This window comes from Microbulbifer maximicatervae (SeqCode), assembly GCF_052467325.1.
Genome location: NZ_CP174310.1, coordinates 3,113,754 through 3,132,124 on the forward strand (window position 1 = coordinate 3,113,754; position 18,371 = coordinate 3,132,124).

At 48.9% G+C, this 18,371-nt stretch carries 14 protein-coding genes; 11 read left to right on the forward strand and 3 right to left on the reverse strand.

Going from position 1 to position 18,371, the window contains the following annotated elements; translation table 11 throughout:
* Positions 1 to 491: 491 nt before the first annotated feature.
* Both ACJJIE_RS13945 and ACJJIE_RS13950 read right to left on the reverse strand, forming a co-directional pair.
* Positions 492 to 3,506: a TonB-dependent receptor gene (locus ACJJIE_RS13945; RefSeq protein WP_282931175.1), complete on the reverse strand. Its 3,015-nt coding sequence runs from the start codon at positions 3,504 to 3,506 to the stop codon at positions 492 to 494.
* A gap of 653 nt (positions 3,507 to 4,159) precedes the next feature.
* A complete protein-coding gene (locus ACJJIE_RS13950; RefSeq protein ID WP_444892076.1) occupies positions 4,160 to 4,861 on the reverse strand; it encodes a glutamine amidotransferase-related protein in 702 nt (233 codons plus the stop codon).
* Positions 4,862 to 5,177: 316 nt separating this feature from the next.
* On the opposite strand from ACJJIE_RS13950, the gene ACJJIE_RS13955 reads away from it, so the two are divergent.
* The 4 genes from ACJJIE_RS13955 (at position 5,178) to ACJJIE_RS13970 (ending at position 10,384) form a co-directional block, all read left to right on the forward strand.
* Complete coding sequence (locus tag ACJJIE_RS13955; RefSeq protein WP_444892077.1) at positions 5,178 to 6,779, forward strand: AbgT family transporter; 1,602 nt, start codon at positions 5,178 to 5,180, stop codon at positions 6,777 to 6,779.
* A gap of 737 nt (positions 6,780 to 7,516) precedes the next feature.
* Complete coding sequence (locus ACJJIE_RS13960) at positions 7,517 to 8,575, forward strand: AraC family transcriptional regulator ligand-binding domain-containing protein (RefSeq protein WP_444892078.1); 1,059 nt, start codon at positions 7,517 to 7,519, stop codon at positions 8,573 to 8,575.
* A 388-nt stretch (positions 8,576 to 8,963) separates the two neighbouring features.
* Complete coding sequence (locus ACJJIE_RS13965; RefSeq protein ID WP_282931171.1) at positions 8,964 to 9,221, forward strand: hypothetical protein; 258 nt, start codon at positions 8,964 to 8,966, stop codon at positions 9,219 to 9,221.
* A gap of 56 nt (positions 9,222 to 9,277) precedes the next feature.
* Positions 9,278 to 10,384, forward strand: a complete 1,107-nt coding sequence (locus tag ACJJIE_RS13970; protein ID WP_444892079.1) for a YHYH protein — start codon at positions 9,278 to 9,280, stop codon at positions 10,382 to 10,384.
* 82 nt (positions 10,385 to 10,466) lie between these two features.
* On the opposite strand, the gene radA is transcribed toward ACJJIE_RS13970, so the two are convergent.
* Complete coding sequence (gene radA / locus ACJJIE_RS13975) at positions 10,467 to 11,861, reverse strand: DNA repair protein RadA (protein ID WP_282931169.1); 1,395 nt, start codon at positions 11,859 to 11,861, stop codon at positions 10,467 to 10,469.
* Positions 11,862 to 12,122: 261 nt separating this feature from the next.
* On the opposite strand from radA, the gene ACJJIE_RS13980 reads away from it, so the two are divergent.
* The 7 genes from ACJJIE_RS13980 to ACJJIE_RS14010 all read left to right on the forward strand — a co-directional run bounded on the left by ACJJIE_RS13980 (position 12,123) and on the right by ACJJIE_RS14010 (position 18,363).
* Positions 12,123 to 12,566, forward strand: coding sequence for a pseudoazurin (locus ACJJIE_RS13980; protein ID WP_413663411.1), 444 nt, complete (start codon positions 12,123 to 12,125; stop codon positions 12,564 to 12,566).
* A gap of 13 nt (positions 12,567 to 12,579) precedes the next feature.
* Positions 12,580 to 13,377 carry an oxygen-binding di-iron domain-containing protein gene (locus ACJJIE_RS13985; protein ID WP_282931167.1) on the forward strand — a complete coding sequence of 266 codons (798 nt, stop codon included), beginning with the start codon at positions 12,580 to 12,582 and terminating at the stop codon, positions 13,375 to 13,377.
* 82 nt (positions 13,378 to 13,459) lie between these two features.
* Positions 13,460 to 13,807 carry a hypothetical protein gene (locus ACJJIE_RS13990; RefSeq protein WP_282931166.1) on the forward strand — a complete coding sequence of 116 codons (348 nt, stop codon included), beginning with the start codon at positions 13,460 to 13,462 and terminating at the stop codon, positions 13,805 to 13,807.
* Between the two features lie 108 nt (positions 13,808 to 13,915).
* The gene (locus ACJJIE_RS13995) at positions 13,916 to 14,404 is read left to right on the forward strand and encodes a DUF411 domain-containing protein (protein ID WP_444892080.1); all 489 of its coding nucleotides are present in this window, start codon (positions 13,916 to 13,918) and stop codon (positions 14,402 to 14,404) included.
* A gap of 11 nt (positions 14,405 to 14,415) precedes the next feature.
* Complete coding sequence (locus ACJJIE_RS14000; RefSeq protein WP_444892081.1) at positions 14,416 to 16,206, forward strand: copper resistance system multicopper oxidase; 1,791 nt, start codon at positions 14,416 to 14,418, stop codon at positions 16,204 to 16,206.
* Positions 16,199 to 16,945 (forward strand): copper resistance protein B, encoded by a 747-nt coding sequence (locus ACJJIE_RS14005; RefSeq protein WP_444892082.1) that lies wholly within the window; start codon positions 16,199 to 16,201, stop codon positions 16,943 to 16,945. Before ACJJIE_RS14000 ends, ACJJIE_RS14005 begins: the two co-directional genes overlap by 8 nt.
* A gap of 146 nt (positions 16,946 to 17,091) precedes the next feature.
* Positions 17,092 to 18,363 carry an alpha/beta hydrolase gene (locus ACJJIE_RS14010; protein WP_444892083.1) on the forward strand — a complete coding sequence of 424 codons (1,272 nt, stop codon included), beginning with the start codon at positions 17,092 to 17,094 and terminating at the stop codon, positions 18,361 to 18,363.
* Positions 18,364 to 18,371: the final 8 nt, after the last annotated feature.

Sequence of the window (18,371 nt, forward strand, 5' to 3'; positions counted from 1 at the left end):
CTATTAATTTTCCCAATAGGAACTTCCCTATGGTTAGCTGCAAGATTTTTTTGACCCCACTAAAATTAGCTCCGGATTCAGCCTCTGAACTATTCCAAGATCTAATTATTAAGGAGTTAGATACAGAGGAAGACCCTAGTATAGAAATAATTAACGCCCTTCAAATAACACCAGGCGAGTGCTATATAGAAATAATCTGCTCGAAGAAACCCAGCCTAACACATCAAAAACTACAAACACTATCCATCCAGCTTGATGAGCGGGCTCGAAGTTATTTTCAAATTGAAGATCCGATTCGAGTAAGAGTACTAATACTCGAAGAAGATTTCATTACTGGAATAAACTAAATGATCAGTTAAAAATAAAAAAGGGCCATTATACTGCAGTTAAAGGCCAGCTTAAAATTAAGAGAAATCAGTAATGTAAACTAAAACAAGAACCCCTGTAGTAATCTTATCAAATCATTACTACAGGGGGATTTACTAATCGTATTAGAAGGTTGCTACTAAGCCAATTCTTGCAGACCTTGGCGCTGTCCAGTCGTATGCAGCGCCATACCAATCGTTAACTTCAGCAGAATTTAGCTCGTAGTGCTCATTAACATTAGTCGCCTCTTGATTATCAAATACATTATAAATATCAAGAGAAGCCGTCATGTCAACTCCATTTAATGAGAATCTATACCTCATAGAGGCATCTACATTAAATGTCCACGGAGTTCTGCCAACTTCTCCTCTTGGGATGTACACATATTCGCCTGTTTCAGGGTCCAGATGGTAGAAGGTATCACCATAACTACCATAAATATTTGGATCGTCACTCGGGTAACTATGGCCAAATGCTGATATTGGTCGCCCACTTGCTAAAGTAGCGTTTAAACCGAATGTTAGGTCTTCAGTAAAATCATAACTTCCAAATAATTTAAAGACATGTCTGCGATCATTAGGCTGGTATCCTTCTGCCCCATCCATAAGGGCGGGGAAGTCGAAATCCTGAGTAACACCGGCGTCAGCCTGGTCAATATCAGACTTCACTGCACCTTCAAAATTACCTGTGCTACGAGACCAAGTATAAATGAACTTCCAGGTCATCTGATCTGTACTATAGGTCAGATCCGCTTGAAGGGCACGATAGATATTTTTAGCTTCAGGTAGACCGATTGTTCCTGCAGAGAATTTCCTGAGGGAATCTGGATCTGGCGAGCCATCAAATAACTCCCCTTTCACTACAAGTTCGGAGCCATCCCAGTAATACCCATCGGCATACCAGGACATCGACTCACCCGGATTTACCATAACGCAGTATGGCCATGCATAGCGTCCACAGTAATCATCAAGAGCGGAAACAACTTCACGATAAACCCCTCGAACTCCTACACTTAGTTCATCGTTAACCGCTGTTTCAAAGCCCAAAATATACTCGTCTCGGGCAAATGGCTCAGCTTCTTGGGCCTGGAATATGTCCTTCTCTGGAATTACAGGCACAGAACTTACATAGGAGGAAGACGCAACATCACCATTTATAGGCGTAATTCCTGTAGGCGCATTAGTTACAGGATCAATGCCAGTATAAGTATAATAGGTTGTTACATCGCTAACGCCGGATGCGGCTCTATAGATAGTATTATTCGCAATAGGTAGATAATACCGTCCCCAAGTACCGTAAACCTTTGTCTCACCATCACCAAAGGGGTCCCAGGAAAATCCTAATCGAGGGGCAATATCCGTATCGAACTCGAACAGCTGTTTCCCAGTAGTACCATCTCCCTCATAAATATCCTTCCGAAGACCGATACTTATCATCAAGTCATCCATTATCTGCCACTGATCTTCAATATAGAAAGCAGTTAAATCTGAACTAAAACCGCCTCCACCTTCGAAGATTCTATCGCTAACGACTTGCAGCGGTTCTCCAGTTTCATTTGTAAATAAAGCTCCCTGATCACCCTGTACACTACCGCCAATGCCAATAGTTTCATAAGTCCAACTATGACCAGCAACTGGAGCTGTAGTACGAGTTGATGAACGCTCCTGAATATCAACTCCCGCTTTAAGGCTATGATCCCCCAGTGAGTAATTGATATCAAAACGATATTGAGTATTTTCATCGAAATTTGACCCAATAGTTCCACCACCACAGGTGCTCACCCCAAGCCCAGCTTCATCTGCAATTGCTGGACATTCTAGAGCTAAGGGCTCAGTGGTATACTCAGTTTCAATTTGGCCAGCCATAGCGGATATACTTAAATCGTCGGTTATATATCCGGTATAATTAAAGGAATGAGCTTCAGATCCCCTTATTCGGGTATTACCCGTAACAACCCCCGCTGCAGCGCCAATATTTGGCCCAATTGACCCGGTATTCGCATCAAATTCAAAGATGAGCTCCTCCGTTTCATTCCGATCGGAAAAACCGAAATAACTCAACCTATGACTATCAGTAATATCCCAATCTATTTTGGCCCCCCAAAATAGATTGTCAGTACCAGATGATTCGCGAGTACGAAACTGAGTATCTGGATTTCCCTGGTCGAACCCAGATCGATAAGCAAACTTATCAGTTTTATCCCTAGGGTTTATCAAGCCATAGAAAAAAAGCTTATCCTGAACAATTGGACCCGAAGCAGAAAATGTGTAAGAGATTTCATCATATTCATTTTGGGATTCATTGCGGAAAACATCTCCAGTTCCACCATTGCCCCTCGAAACAGACCCTTCTGAGCGGAAGAAATCTGGATCCCAATAGACCGTACTGCCGAACTCCCAGGTATTCCCACCACTTTTAGTAACTGCATTAACAACACCGCCAGTTGTGCGACCAAATTCTGCTGAATAACCGCCGGTCTTCACCTGAAACTCTTGGTAGAATTCAAAAGGAACAGAACTACAGCCTATCCCTTGCCGGGTATTTGTGACTTCAAGCCCATTGATGTAGCAGGAGTTTTCCGCAATTGATGCGCCACCGAAAGAAGCGGCACCAAAACCATTACCAGTACCAAAGCCTGTATCCCCGGCAATAACTCCTGGCGCCAACAATGACACTGCTGTCAGGTTTCTTGCGATTGGCATCGCATCAAGCTCAGCCTCTCCCATAACCAAACCAGAATCCATCGTATAGGTGTCAACAGAGGTCAGAAGCCTGCCTTCAACAACAACCTCTTCGTAAGTGACATTATCAATGTCAAAATTGGCACTAGCATTTGCTCCAAGAGCGACCCTTACTGTGCGCTCACCGACTTGCTCCCCGTCTTGCGTGACCACGACTTGATACATGCCAATAGGCAGCTTGGTAAATCTGAAGTTCTCTCCCGGCAATGTCTCAATCGATCGCGTCAGGCCCGTACTCAAATTATTAACAGTGACGATGTACTCTTCTTCCGCTTTTTGCTCAGAAGCTTCGATAACCCCAACGATGTTGGAACTTGAATTACCTGTCGCATACACTTGGCTACCAACAAACGACAACCCTATCGACGTCGCTAAAAGTGTCCTTTTAAACAGATTCATAAACCCATCCTTTTGATTATTAAAATGTTTATTAATTATGTTAATTAAACCAACCTTCTATTGCCTACTCACCCCCATCAAGTTATTTATTCCACCAAACAACTATAAAAAAGTATGAAAAAGCGCTTCAAAAAATTATCCAACCTTCAATATTGACAGATCTAGAAAAGTTAAAATTGGGACAATCATTTCAATTACTTAAATTAGCCCCTCTTGGCACCCCACATATTAAGCAATCATCCTTTTTTAAAACAACCAATAAAAATATTTTCTACCGCTCTTTAATATACATCAAATAAAAAAGACAGAAATACCGCCAAAACCGGACACAATTAGCAAATAGAAACTATTTAAAGCCGAACTAACAAATTTGTTCCACGTTCAGATCCCTGTCAAAATGCGAAGGCAACTTCAACAGAAGACAGTTAGAGCCAAATAAAATAAATTACAATCTATGCTCAAGCATATCTAAATTATAATTGCTTTTTGTCACACTAATTTACTACGCCATTCAGAATAATAATTAACATACAAAAAATGCAGGGTAAGCCAGAATATATTCTCAATTTCAAGAAATAGAGTGAGTCAGGATAAGTAAAGTCAGGAATGGGTGAATTGTAAGGAAGTGAGGCCATTCACTTCCTTACAGGAATTTACTTGCGTAAAAACTCCAACATCCACTTGGCAACCGTATTCTCATGGATATCGTTCTTCAGCGACTCCTGTCCTTTATCAACAACAGCTTCACCAAACGCCTCTCGGCGGAGCTCCATCAAGCTATTTGAATAAATCTTGGTAAATTCCGGGTGCGCCTGGAAACTGAGCATATGGTCGTCCACTTGCACCATTGCCATAGGACAGAACTCACTGGATGCCAATACTCGCCCCCCCGGGGGCAGCTGATCCACCTGATCCTGATGTGTTACTAAAAGGCTGAAATTAAGCGTTGGCTCAGACATCCAGCTTGGCGTCTCTTGCATCTCATAAGTGTGTACCCCCAACCCCCATCCTTTATCCGATTTACGCGCCCGACCTCCCAGAGCCTGAGCTATTATCTGATGACCAAAGCAAATGCCAATAGTCGGCTTTTGCTTCTCATGTAATTTGCGAACGAATTCCATTAAAGGGGCAATCCATGGCTTATCGTCATAGACGCCGGTCTTGCTACCTGTAATAAGGTATGCGTCTACTTCATCTATCTGCTCTGGATACTGACCGTGTTGGACTTCAAAGGTGATAAACTCCAGCCCGGAGTCCTGGTCGTGCAGCAAGTTGACAAACATCTCCGGGTACTCCCCAAATTCGTCGACGAGCTCTTTGCGCACATCATCGGTCTTTAATATTCCAATCTTCATTATTTTCACCGCTGAATTGACTGCTTGGTGTTGAGATTATGGCATACCTATGCATCAGAGAGCGTCATCTAGGGTATTTGACACTCGAGGCCATACACTACCGCCAGCACACCACCCATCATAGATCTCTATTCTATCTAGGCTTCTCTATAGCGTTTAAGCCTGACATCTAGGAGCAACATTTCTTCCAAGGCATTCTTAGCTGAAGTAGTTTTGTGTATGATCTCGGCTTTAGCACATTTTTCAGCCAACCCTTCGGCTACAGGGCGGCCCAGAGGCAATTAGGGCCGCTTGCAGTTACGATTGAGGACAAACAATGACCACAACAACCTCCCCGAGTGATCGGCAGGACAGCCCACCTGGGCGCAAGACCGCCTTTATCCGCTTCTTAGACGCCGTGGAATGGCTCGGCAACCTTCTTCCCCATCCAATAACACTATTCGCACTATTTGCCGTTGGTGTGATAGTCATTAGCGGTGTCGCCTCTTACTTTGGCCTATCTGTCCCTGATCCTCGCCCAGTTGGCGCCGCTGGCCGCGCGCCAGATGGCGTTATTGAAGTCTTTAATCTCATGAGCGGTGATGGGCTCAGGATGATCGTTACCAGCCTGGTAAAGAATTTCACCGGATTTGCGCCCTTGGGCACAGTTTTGGTAGCTCTTTTGGGAGTCGCGATTGCCGAGCACTCGGGCCTGCTGAGTGCCGCTGTGCGTGGCTTGGTACTCCAGGCTTCTAAGCGCACCGTTACGGTTATTGTGGTTTTTGCCGGCATCATTTCCAACACAGCCTCAGAGCTGGGCTATGTGGTGCTAATTCCCCTCGCCGCGATGATCTTTCACTCCCTCGGTCGACACCCCATCGCTGGCTTGGCCGCTGCATTTGCCGGTGTCTCTGGAGGCTATAGTGCCAACTTACTGTTAGGAACTGTGGACCCTTTGTTGTCTGGAATCACTGAATCTGCGGCCCATATGATCGACCCGAACTATTCAGTGGGCCCGGAAGTAAACTGGTTCTTTATGATTGTCAGCACCTTCCTGATTACCGCTGTTGGCAGCTGGGTGACCATGAAGATCGTTGAGCCAAAGTTGGGGAAATATGATCCCAGCGAAGCATCTGTCGACCTGACTCAAGACAAGGTCGGCACTCTGACCGAGGCTGAGAAACGCGGCCTCAAGTACGCGGGCTTGGCAGTTTTAGGTGTATCTGCTGTGCTTGCCTTGACAGTAGTACCTGAGTGGGGTGTTTTACGTAACCCTGAGACAGGCCTGGTCGCGGGCTCCCCCTTCCTTAAAGGGATCGTCTCATTGATTCTGGTATTTTTTGCAATTCCTGGTTTTGTATACGGCAAAGTTGTTGGCACAATGAAAAATGACCGAGATGTCATTGATGCCATGGCCAAGAGTATGAACAGCATGGGTATGTACATTGTGCTGGTATTCTTTGCTGCACAATTTGTTGCCTTCTTTAAAATCACCAATTTGGGTACCATCTTCGCCGTCCTGGGCGCAGATACGCTGCAGAGCATCGGTCTTACTGGGCCACTGCTATTCCTGTTCTTTATCATAATGTGTGGCTTTGTGAACCTGATGCTAGGCAGTGCCTCAGCTCAGTGGGCAGTGACAGCCCCCATATTTGTGCCAATGCTGATGTTGCTCGGTTACGCTCCGGAAGTGATCCAGGCTGCCTACCGTATCGGTGACTCTGTGACTAACGTAATCACGCCGATGATGAGTTACTTCGGTCTAATCATTACATTTGCCGCACGCTACAAGAAAGATCTAGGGATGGGTACTTTGATCGCTACTATGATCCCCTACTCCATCTTCTTCTTCATCGGTTGGACAGCGCTGTTCTTTATCTGGGTATTTGCCTTGGGACTGCCGGTAGGCCCAGGTGCCGCTACCTACTACGGTGGCTAAGCTTTTCTCCAAACAGTGATCCACAAGCCCGCTTTTGCGGGCTTTTTTGTCTGCGCAGAATGACTACTCTTTTGACCGAGTCATTTATATCCGGCTGTAACTACCCTAAAAGTGTTAAAGCGTTCCTGAAATCACCAGTCATTCAAGCTAGCTTTAGCGAGCAGAAAAAAAAGTGGATAAAGTATGAAAAAATTATTATTCCCAGATATGAAGTCACCATAAAACAAAAAGATTTTATTGCTGTCATACGGGAATAAAGTTTCAATATATCAGGTTTAACTGGTATTTTTTTTCATTAGGTGACAGTTTGTTTATGGGTAAAATCCAGAAGCCCTTCGAATCCGGAAAAAAAAACAAGTAATATAGACCTTGAAATAATACTTAGCGGAGACTGATAGGCGGATTGCGCCAGTTTCGCCTGCCCTGTTTTAATCTCAAATATTACTCTCTCAGGATGAGCCGTGTGCACTTTGTGGTAGTTAGTGCAGTAACAATTATTCATCGCGCACATTACATATCAGGAAATCGAAATAAAACAGGCATTCGCCAATATGACGGTTTCATAAACCTGTCAGACAAAGCCCAGGAAAGCATAATTCTGGAATCTGATTTAATTGCAGACTCCCAAAATTATCGGGTGCCCCTATCAGTTGAAGATTTCCGCTCAAATTGAAGTTGCGACCCGGCACGCCTAATAATTTAAATCAGGCTGGGTTCTTGGAAGGATTTGGAAGAAATTGACCCAACAAATAAGAGCTAAGCTGTTAACCGGCTTTTATGACCAAGTATCCCAGCTAAACGGCTGTCCGGAAACTCTGCTTAATAGCGCCGGTATAAACCCCGAGCAAGTTGAAAAACTCGAGGGGTACCTCCCTTTGAGTAAAGTGACAGACCTTGTAGAAAAGGCTGCGCGGCAACTCAACTGTGCAGACTTTGGACTGAGACTAGCAAAAAGCCAGGGGGCTGCAGCCCTGAGCTCTCTGGGGGCAGCAGTATTGCAGTCGCTTACCCTGGGAGAGTTCCTCAATGCTGCCGTAAAACAATTTGCTGCTCCCCCTTATAACCTCCGAGTTGAATTGGAGGTTAAGGGGCTGCAAACATATATAACTTTTCATTGCTTAAATGACCTGGAAAGTTATATACCCTCGGACTCTTCATTGCCGCTAGAACTATTCAGGGAATTTTTACTCGGGGTGTCCGTTGTCGCCCTACAAATACTCTGTGGGGAAAAATTCAACCTGGAGGCAGTTCACTTAAAATCCAAGCGTCCGCTACACGACCAATACGAAAACTTTTTTGGCACGGAAGTACTTTTTTCGAAAAATAGCGATACCTTAATTCTCAATAGCGGCCAGCTGGCCCAACCTACAGAGAAGTGCAACCCGGTATTAAGACCCCTACTGAAATCCTATATCGATAAAGTACTGAGCGAAGGCGAATCAAATTTGATTCATCAGGTAGAGCAGCTGATCTACTGTCTGATGCCTCTGAAGCGTTGCAGTCTGCAAGAAGTTGCCAACCAGCTAGGTATGCACAAGCGCACTCTACAGCGCAGGTTGCGAGACCAAGAATTGGTGTTTGAGGATATTCTGGATCGAATTCGCCGAGAACGCGCGGAACATTATCTCAGTCGGAAGTTGCCACCGATGGCTCAGATTTCCAACATGCTGGGATACCGAGAGCAAAGCTCATTCAACCGGGCTTGCGATCGCTGGTTTGGTATTACCCCGATGAAAGTCCGGCGTAAGCTGCTAAGTGAAGCCGCAGCAAAAGCCGCACTGGAAGCTGAGAGTTAAACCTCACAAGTAATAAATCGGGACACAAACCTACTCTAGGTATGTGTCCCGATGGTCTTATCTAAGGCCTTACCTTCTAGCCCTCCAATTACGCCGACCATACTAGCTTTTCTTCATGGAATTGGCCGGTACCCGGACTAGAAGGTCATAGTTCCATCTCCCCTGCACCACACTTCTTTACAAGCTGTCCACATTACTTACTCATTCCTCAACTATTTTCGATTGAAGTCCCAGGGCGGTACCGAGAAGCCAACTTTCTGTTGAGCGGTAATCGCCACTACCAGAGCCTATAGTTTTAGTTTTGGGCGACACCAATAACTATTGTCAAAACCCAAAGAGCAAAATCACAGCTTGTGGGACTCCCCCAAAGTGCCTACGACAGGAGATCATGATGAAAAGAATATTTATTCCAGTAGCAGCCCTTTTACTGGCCACTAATGTGTCCGCACAGCCCCGCCAGCCGCCGCAGGAAGCGATTGATGCCTGCAGCAGTCTGGCAGAAGGAGACGCCTGCACTGTCGAGACCCCGCGAGGCACTCTGGAAGGCACCTGCCGTATGCCCCCAGAGGTTGAGCAGTTGGTCTGTGTACCTGCCGGCGGTAAGGGCAAAGGTGGCCCTCGCCCAATGGAAGATGAAGCGCAATAAATCCTAATAAATCGATCGAGGCCGGCCAGCGGTACTGTAAATCTTGAGATGTGATTATGAAGAAGTGGTTATTTGCGGGGCTTTGCAGTATTGCACCGCTCGCACTGGCTCACGTTCCTGACAGCGCCCTACAGGCTTGCAAGAAGCTATCCAGTGGCGCCAGCTGCACTATAGAGCTGCCCAGCGGACTAGTCACTGGTCGCTGCCGCAACCTCCCCCAATCACACGGGCTAGCTTGTGTTCCCGAGCGTAAATCGGCTGCTCGCGCTACAGGGGGTGGCGCCGCTGGTGGGCCCCCCGCCGCCCGTAAACATACAGTGGTACAATCCGACGGCCTGCAGCACACAGTCCCTGCTACCGAGGCGCCCATCACCTTTAGTGAAGTGAGTATCAGTATTCAAGGGCCCTGGCGCGTTATTGAGGCCAACGGTATTTCCGAGCACAAGACTGGTACCTTCCCCAATCGCGGCAATCCCCATGAAATCGAGGTGCAGCGCTACCGTTTCCGAGTTCCGGCTATCCCCCAAATTGCCGCTCAATCTACACCGGTTCCGTTGCAGAATTTTGGTATCGGACTGAACGGAGTGCCTTTCGACCCCAGTGCTGCGGAATGGTACCTGGGCAATCGCGGACGCTGGCGCTACGAAGCCCTATCCGGCGCGATTCAGCTGGGTGTAGACGATAACTACGCCCATGTTCAGCCCAATGGTGCCTATCACTATCACGGAATTCCCACCGGTTTATTACAGCGCCTGGGGGTATCTAAGGAAAGGCATTCGCCGCTGATTGGCTGGGCTGCCGATGGATTCCCCATTTATGCCCTGTACGCCTATGCCGATGGTTGGGAACCTAAATCCGGGATTGCGGCAATGACTTCAAGTTATCAGGTGAAATCCGGGAAACGCCCCAAGGGCAGTAAAGAACCTGGAGGCTACTACGATGGTACCTTTGTGGATGATTACCACTATGTGGCTGGCTCCGGCACATTGGATGAGTGCAACGGCAGAATGGTTCGCACCCCGGAATTCCCCAAGGGCACCTATGCCTATTTTCTAACAGAGGACTGGCCCATTATCCCGCGCTGTTACAAGGGCACTCCGTCAGAGGATTTTCGTCGGGGCCCCGGTAACAACCAGCGCAAGGGAGCAACTAGGCGCCCCTAGCGCAGGAGGCTCTGAAAACTCACTTCTCCAGGGGAATACGCAAGGTATTCCCCTGTCAAAACAGCTGTCCCCAACTGGAGTGTCAGCTCATATCAATTACCGCCAGCGCTTCCGCCAGGGTTTTGACTGAGTGCATTTCCATTCCCTCGATATCGTTCCTAAGACGGTTGGCTGCAGGCACAATGGCTTTGCGGAAACCGTGTTTGGCGGCCTCGCGCAAACGCTCCTGGCCCGAAGGCACTGGGCGAATCTCGCCTGACAGCCCCACTTCCCCGAATACCACCAGATCCCGGGGCAGGACACGGTTGCGGAAACTGGAGACTACCGCCAATAACAGTGTCAGGTCGGCGCTGGTTTCCATCACCTTTACCCCGCCGACCACATTGATAAAGACATCCTGGTCCCCCACCAAGACACCACCGTGGCGATGCAACACAGCGAGCAGCATGTTCAAGCGGTTCTGGTCGAGGCCCACCGCTACCCGGCGGGGGTTGCCAAGACTGCTATCGTCCACCAGGGCCTGCAACTCCACTAACAGCGGCCGGGTGCCCTCCCACACCGAGGTCACCACAGAACCGGCTGCGATCTCCTCAGCCCTTTGCAGGAAAATGGCTGAGGGATTGGATACCTCTTTCAAGCCCTGCTCTGTCATGGCAAACACGCCGAGTTCATTGACGGCCCCAAAGCGATTTTTATGGGCACGCAATGTGCGGAAGCGGGAGTCGTGGGTGCCTTCGAGGAGAATGGAGCAGTCGATAATATGTTCCAGCACCTTGGGGCCTGCGAGGCTGCCATCTTTGGTGACATGCCCCACCAGAATGAGCGCCGTGCCGGTCTGCTTGGCAAAGCGGGTCAGGTAGGCCGCACTCTCGCGCACCTGTGCCACAGAACCGGGTGCCGATTGCACATCGCTCATGTGCATCACCTGGATCGAGTCCACTACCATAACCCGAGGATTCACTTCCTTGGCCGCCAGGCAAATACGCTCCACATCGGTTTCGCTGAGCAATTGCAGGGAGTCCGTGGGCAGCCCCAAGCGCTTAGCGCGCATAGCAACCTGCTGGAGAGATTCCTCGCCGGTGATATAAAGCGCCGGCATTGATGTGGCGAGATGGCATAAGGTCTGGAGTAAAACAGTGGATTTCCCCGCACCGGGGTGGCCGCCGATCAATACAACGGAGCCCGGCACCAGCCCGCCGCCCAGTACCCGATCCAGTTCCGAGGCCGTAGTGGGAATACGCGGCAATTCACTGAGGTCGATTTCCGATAGTTTTTGTACTTTGCCAGCACCAGCGGAACCGGCGTAACCACTTTGTGCATCGGTAAAATTCGCGGCGCGACTGTCTTTGTGATCCGGTCCCAGGCGTACTTCCGATAGGCTATTCCAAGTGCCACAAGCACTACACTGCCCTGCCCATTTGGTGTAGTCAGCGCCGCATTCATTACACACGTAGGCAGTTTTACGTTTTGTGGCCAAAGCACTCTCCCGAAAAGTCACAGAATTGATCGGCGCACAGTTTACCCCTTATCCGGCCGAGGCGGGTGGTGCTCAGCGGTCAAAAATGACTCTCCTACACGGATCCCTTCTATTGGCATCTTCTCCTTCTAATTGGTCTATCTACGCGATTGATCTAGATCAATTCACCCAGCCCCCTCCGAGATAACATCCGCCGCTGCCTCTACCCACTAATGGGGAGGCGCTGAACAACACTGACTAACCATCGAACAGGAAGTAAGTATGTCGTCTATTACTCTTCGCGGCGCGATTCTGGCGCTCGCCATGGCCTCGACCTCCGCCCTGGCTGCGGATCACGAAGTTAAGATGCTGAACCAGGGCAAGGACGGCATGATGACTTTTGAACCGGCATTTCTCGCGGTAGCGCCGGGCGATTCTGTCACCTTCCTGCCCACTGATGCGGCCCACAACACTCACTCAGTTTTGTCCCCTGCCGAGGGCGCTACCTGGAATGGCAGCATGGGAGAAAAGGTGACTGTCACTTTGAACCAGGAAGGTGTCTACGTATACCAGTGCGACCCACATCTGCCGCTGGGTATGGTTGGGGTAATTCAGGTAGGTAAGGCAACCAACTTGGAAGAAGCCAAGAAGCATGCCGAAGGCATGAATGCCGGTATTGCTATGAATAAGGAGAGGCTCACTCAATACCTCGGCCAAGTCCAATAAGAGGAGTCGCGGCGTGGACATCCTATTTGAAAAAGGTCACCACCTGGTTGCGCGGTTCGGCGATTTGGTTAAAGAGCAGAATGGCAGCGATGGGGTACAGGCCAATCAATTTGTTATTCGCCGCGGCACCAAAGGGGCGCTTATCGATCCCGGCGGCGATCTGACTTACACACACCTCACCATTGAGCTCAGCCGCCATTTGAACCTGAGCGAACTGGACCTGATCCTGGCCTCGCACCAGGATCCGGATATTATCGCCTCGCTGCCGCGCTGGATGCTCCATTCGCGCTGCAAAGTGGCAGTATCTAAACTGTGGTCGCGGTTTTTGCCACACCTGGTTTCCGGCTTTGTCGCCTCGCGTGCCGGTGCCGAGCGCTGGCAGGAACGCATCATGCCTCTGGACGACAAGGGAGAAATTATCCCCTTCAGCGACAGTGAGATATGGGCGCTGCCAGCGCACTTTATGCACTCCTGTGGCAACTTCAGTTTTTATGACCCGGTCAGCCGCATATTATTTTCCGGCGATATCGGTGCCTCACTCGGTGGTGAGGAGGGCGAAGTCAAAGATTTCGACGAGCACCTGCCGTCGATGGAAGGGTTCCACCGCCGCTATATGGGCGGGAACTGGACCTGTCGTCTCTGGGCCAAGATGATTCGGGAGCTCAACCCCGCAATGATTGTGCCCCAGCACGGCGGTTACTTTGCCTCAGGCGATGTCAAAGAGCGCTTCCTGGGCTGGCTCGAGCGCCTCGAATGTGGGCCGGACCTGTTGCGACACCAGGACTTCCGCCTACCCCTGAGCCGCTCTTAACCCGCCATCCCGCAAGCGGGAAAGTTGCACCGGCAGAGGCCAGCCCATACACTGCGGGCTGGCTTGTTTTCTGAATACCGCCATGCACTCCGGGATCTTCCGCCTATTTTTGCTCATACTACTACTGGCCTTCGGCGGCCAGGCAGTTGCGTCATCCTGTGCGGAAACACACGAATCCCCAGCGGCATCCATCGCTGCAGAAGAAAAAACCCACTGCGACGAGGCAACCCTTGAGAACTGCAGCGACAGCCATCCCTCCAGTTGCACTGCTGAATGCAGCTGCTGTGCAGGGCCAGGCACCAGCTCTGCGGTAAACGCTCAATATAAAATTCTTGTATACAACCGCAATCTACTTGTCACTGCCTACCGGGAATTTAATTCCTCTCCAGATCCGGAAATGGCACTACGCCCACCCATATTCCGCACTTAACGGGCCCCGTATGCCTAGGCATACGCGCACTCCCCAGTTTTACTCCAAATATTTTTTATAAATACTCGCGCGCCTGTGTGCGCCCTTAATCTCATCATCGGAGTTCATATGAACCGTTCAATTTTGATCGCTATTGCTGCGCTACTCACTACCCTGGCATTAAGTGCCTGTGCCGAATCTCCAGACCCCAAAAAGGAATCTGTGAGCCTGACCACTTACAAATCCGCCACCTGCGGCTGCTGCAAAATTTGGGTTGAGCATGCCCAACAAAGTGGCTTTAACGTCGTAGCAAAGGATGTCGAAGACCTTAACGGCGTGAAAAAGCAGCACCATATCTCTCCGCGCTACCAATCCTGCCACACCACAGTGTCAGAACAGGGCTATGTTTTTGAAGGGCATGTACCGGCAAAGCTGATACAGCGTTTCTTGCAGAATCCACCGCAAAATGCCATTGGTCTCGCAGTGCCAGGTATGCCCCTGGGCAGCCCCGGTATGGAAGTGGGCGACCGTTTTACGCCCTATCAGGTAATGCTGCTTAACAAAGATGGCAGCAGCGAAATTTACGCCGAAATCAATACGGCACAGGAGCAGTTTTAAAAGGGACATCGATGGCAGAGAGCTTCCGCACCGACGCCGTATCAAGGCGTACTTTCGTCACAGGTCTCGGAGCGGGAGCCCTGCTGCTGGGGTTACCCCACAGTTCGCGCCCAAACTCGCCAACAGCTTCGACAACAACCCTGCGCGGTAACCACTTTGATTTATCCATCGGTTACCGCCAGATAAATCTTACCGGGCGCGAACGACAAGCCCTGACCATTAATGGCAGTCTACCGGGCCCCATTTTGCGCTGGCGGGAAGGGAAAACTGTCACCCTGAATGTCCATAACCAATTACCCGACAAATCCTCCCTACACTGGCACGGTGTTAGGGTACCCAGCGATATGGACGGCGAACCGGGGTTGAGCTTTAGCGGCATTCAACCTGGGCAAACATTTCGCTACCGATTCCCTGTGCGCCAAAGTGGCACTTATTGGTATCACAGCCAATCCGGGTTTCAACAACAGCGGGGGCTAATTGGGGCAATAGTCATTGATCCGATATCTCCAGAACCATTTTCTTACGAGCGGGATTATGTTGTTGTCCTATCCGATTGGAGCGATGAATCTCCCCAAACTATTTATACCCATCTAAAAAAAGACCCGGACTACTACAACCGGCAACAGCGCACGGCTACAGATTTATGGCGTGAGGTGCGCACAAAAGGTGTCGCACAAACCTGGCGGGACCGGCATCAATGGAACTGGAAACAGCTTTCCGACCGCAGTATCTCCCAGGTCACAGGCGAGACTTACACCTACCTGATTAACGGGCATACACCCGATACCAATTGGACTGCATTATTTAAACCTGGTGAGAGGGTTCGCCTGCGATTAATTAACGCAGCTTCGATGACCTTATTCGACCTGCGTATCCCCGGCCTGAAAATGAAGGTGGTGGCGGCCGATGGACAAAATGTCGAGCCCGTTAGCGTCGATGAAATTCGTATTGGCAGCGGCGAAACCTATGACGTAATTGTCGAGCCAGAGAGTGAACAGGCCTACAGTATATTTGCGCAGTCCATGGACCGCAGTGGATATGCGCGAGGCACACTGACAAGTGATATACGTGTGAGTGCAGAGATTCCCGCGATGGATCACCGCCCAGTGCTCACTCTGCAAGATCTGGGGCTGGCGAGAAAAACCGAAGAGACAGACACACACTTTAAAACAACCCAGACTACTCACACCGAAAAACATTCCGATTTGCCCGATGCAACTGAGGGGGGATGGTTTTACGGAAACCTCGCTGCAGCGGGGCTCGGTAGTAATAGCCCTATTATTCACCAGCCAAGTGAATCCGGATTCAGGGTGGATCACCGCGCGCTGACGCCAGCAAACGGCATCTCTGACCCCGGTGTCGGACTCAGAAATCATAAACATCGTTATAACCGCCGTGTACTGACTTACAGCGACTTGCGCAGCAGTGAACCCACCCAGGATGAACGGGAGCCACAGCGGGAATTACAGTTACACCTGACCGGCAATTATGAGCGCTATCTCTGGTCAATAAATGGTGAAAAGTTTCGCGATGCCAGCCCATTATTATTTCGGCACCAGGAGCGCCTGCGCATTACCCTGGTCAATGACACTACGCTTCCCCAACCTATGCACTTACATGGTTTTTGGAGTGAGCTGGAAACCGGCGACGGAGAGTATTTACCTAGCAAGCACACGGTGATCACGCAGCCCGGATCAAGCATCAGTTACTTGGTCAGCGCCGACACCTATGGCCGCTGGGCTCTACACAGTCAAATGCTTTACCAGAGGCCCGGTATGTATCGGGAGGTGCGCATTGTTTAAGAATGTTGCAGGGATAACAGCAACACTATGGATACTTGCTACCCAGGCCAGCTACGGGCAGGCAGAACCTCAGCATCAACACCATAGCTACCAGTCCTCTAGCGAGGATAACGAAGAAGAACCCATGGCTGAAGTCAGCCTCGACTATGTGGAACTGCGAGGTGATAACGGCGGGGAAATCGAGGGAGACTTCAGTTATGGCGGAGAGCAAAATAAGTTTGTTGCCGAAGTCGACTATGAGCGAAGCAGTGGGGAGACTGAAAAAAATGAACTCTGGGCGCTCTATAGCCGGGCAATTTCGGCAAATTGGAATTTCCTAATTGGAATTCGCCACGATTTCCATCTGGAGACTACCAGCCGGAATTGGGCTGCTGTGGGTATTACTGGAGAGTCTCCCTACAAATTCGAAATGGATGCGGTATTTTTCTATGGAGAACATGGCAGTACTGCATTTCGCCTGGAAGGCGAGTATGAAATAAAGTTGGCACAAGACTGGAACCTGGTACCACGTATCGAGCTGAACTTTTTTGGGCAGAACGATGAGGCCCGAGGTAGCGGCTCCGGCTTATCGGAAGCGGAAGTCGGCTTTCGGCTCATGTATGAAGTCACCAGGAAGTTCTCACCCTATATCGGCGTCCACTATGAACGGGAAGTGGGAAATGCCGCTGATTTCGCCCGTGAAGAAGGCGAGGATGTGGACTCAACCGTATGGGTACTGGGGTTTAGAGCTTGGTTTTGAAAAAATCCAACTTTTTATATCTATACAAGTTGTACCACTTCGCATCATCTGTAACCAACTTTACCACCCCCTCAATCTGTCATAGCATCTAATAGATCTTAATCGCCTTTTTAAGAAAATTTAAATTCAGCAAGGATGCCGGTGATATGATTTTTCCCCGAATACTGTTAATCGCAGTTTCTTTACTGTGTGTGGGACTATCAGCAGAACCTGAAAGCCCACAGAGCCACTCTTCTGTTAACACGACCAAACACCTGAGTTATGGCGATGAAATTCTTTTCTCATCCAGAATCTTGAGTCGTGAAATACCAATCAACATATATTTACCGCAAACGTTCCACCAAGCATCAGAGCAGCATAGATACCCGGTTATCTTTATTAATGGCACTCACGGCAAAGAATTTTTCCACGCCTTAACCGGGGTAGTAAAGCATCTAAGTAGCGTAGAACGTATGCCGGAAAGTATTGTAATCAGCCTTAATGATGGTGGTGATGAACCGGAAACCTACCTACATGGAATGTGGACACATACCGCAGAGGAGAAATTTAGCGCCCTGGGAGACCCTGAGGCCTATAGTAAATTTCTAACTGAAGAACTATTCCCATATTTAGAAAGTAATTACCGCGCACTCAACAATCGAATGATTATTGGTGTTTCAACTAGCAGCATCTTTCCTCTCTACGCCCTAACTAACAAACCTGGATTGTTTCAGTCTTACTTCTTTTTATCTGCAGCCGATATATTTGGTATGGGGCCCACTTCAGAGAGTACTTTTATTGATGAAATAACCACAAATATGCAGACCTCATCAAATAAGATCAGTGCTTTTTATTTCGCCATGGCCGACAGTGATATGCGTAAAGATAAGCGCCATGAAAAAATCTTAAGTCAAATTAACACCAAACTATCGCCTTACGTAAAAGAGGATCTAAAATTAAAAATAGAAATTATTAACAATGAAAACCATTACGGTGCCTTTATAAAAGCCGCGCTATCGGCCATTGAGCTTAACTACCCCCACGACGAGTGGTCCGCAAATTATCGAGAATTGATATCCCAATCTGGTGACGCCTTGCAAAATATCGATCACTTCTATGAATCACTCTCACAGAAATACGGTTTTCCTATTTTACCCAGGGCTACACGTTGGAGAAATGTTAACAAATTGAGCTATATCACCAATTTGTTACTAAAGGATGGTCGCATCCAAGAAGCCATCAATGTCGCAAGGCGATGGGTGGAATATCGGCCAAATTCTATTGACGCCCACCAAAGTTTGGCCCAGGCGTTACAACAGAATGGCGAAATCTCAGAGGCTTCTTATATTTTGAAGAAAGCACTAGAAATTTCTCGCAACCAGGATAAAAGTAAAACGGCGGCGATAAATCGGCAACTAGATGAACTCAAGCTCAATTAGCATACGAT

Coding starts and splice junctions, on each gene's coding strand:
- ACJJIE_RS13995 (WP_444892080.1), top strand. CDS start 13,916: ATGAACCGTTCAATTTTGATCGCTATTGCTGCGCTACTCACTACCCTG.
- ACJJIE_RS13970 (WP_444892079.1), top strand. CDS start 9,278: ATGAAGAAGTGGTTATTTGCGGGGCTTTGCAGTATTGCACCGCTCGCA.
- ACJJIE_RS14010 (WP_444892083.1), top strand. CDS start 17,092: ATGATTTTTCCCCGAATACTGTTAATCGCAGTTTCTTTACTGTGTGTG.
- ACJJIE_RS13990 (WP_282931166.1), top strand. CDS start 13,460: ATGCACTCCGGGATCTTCCGCCTATTTTTGCTCATACTACTACTGGCC.
- ACJJIE_RS13950 (WP_444892076.1), bottom strand. CDS start 4,861: ATGAAGATTGGAATATTAAAGACCGATGATGTGCGCAAAGAGCTCGTC.
- ACJJIE_RS13980 (WP_413663411.1), top strand. CDS start 12,123: ATGTCGTCTATTACTCTTCGCGGCGCGATTCTGGCGCTCGCCATGGCC.
- ACJJIE_RS13945 (WP_282931175.1), bottom strand. CDS start 3,506: ATGAATCTGTTTAAAAGGACACTTTTAGCGACGTCGATAGGGTTGTCG.
- ACJJIE_RS14000 (WP_444892081.1), top strand. CDS start 14,416: ATGGCAGAGAGCTTCCGCACCGACGCCGTATCAAGGCGTACTTTCGTC.
- ACJJIE_RS13955 (WP_444892077.1), top strand. CDS start 5,178: ATGACCACAACAACCTCCCCGAGTGATCGGCAGGACAGCCCACCTGGG.
- ACJJIE_RS13965 (WP_282931171.1), top strand. CDS start 8,964: ATGATGAAAAGAATATTTATTCCAGTAGCAGCCCTTTTACTGGCCACT.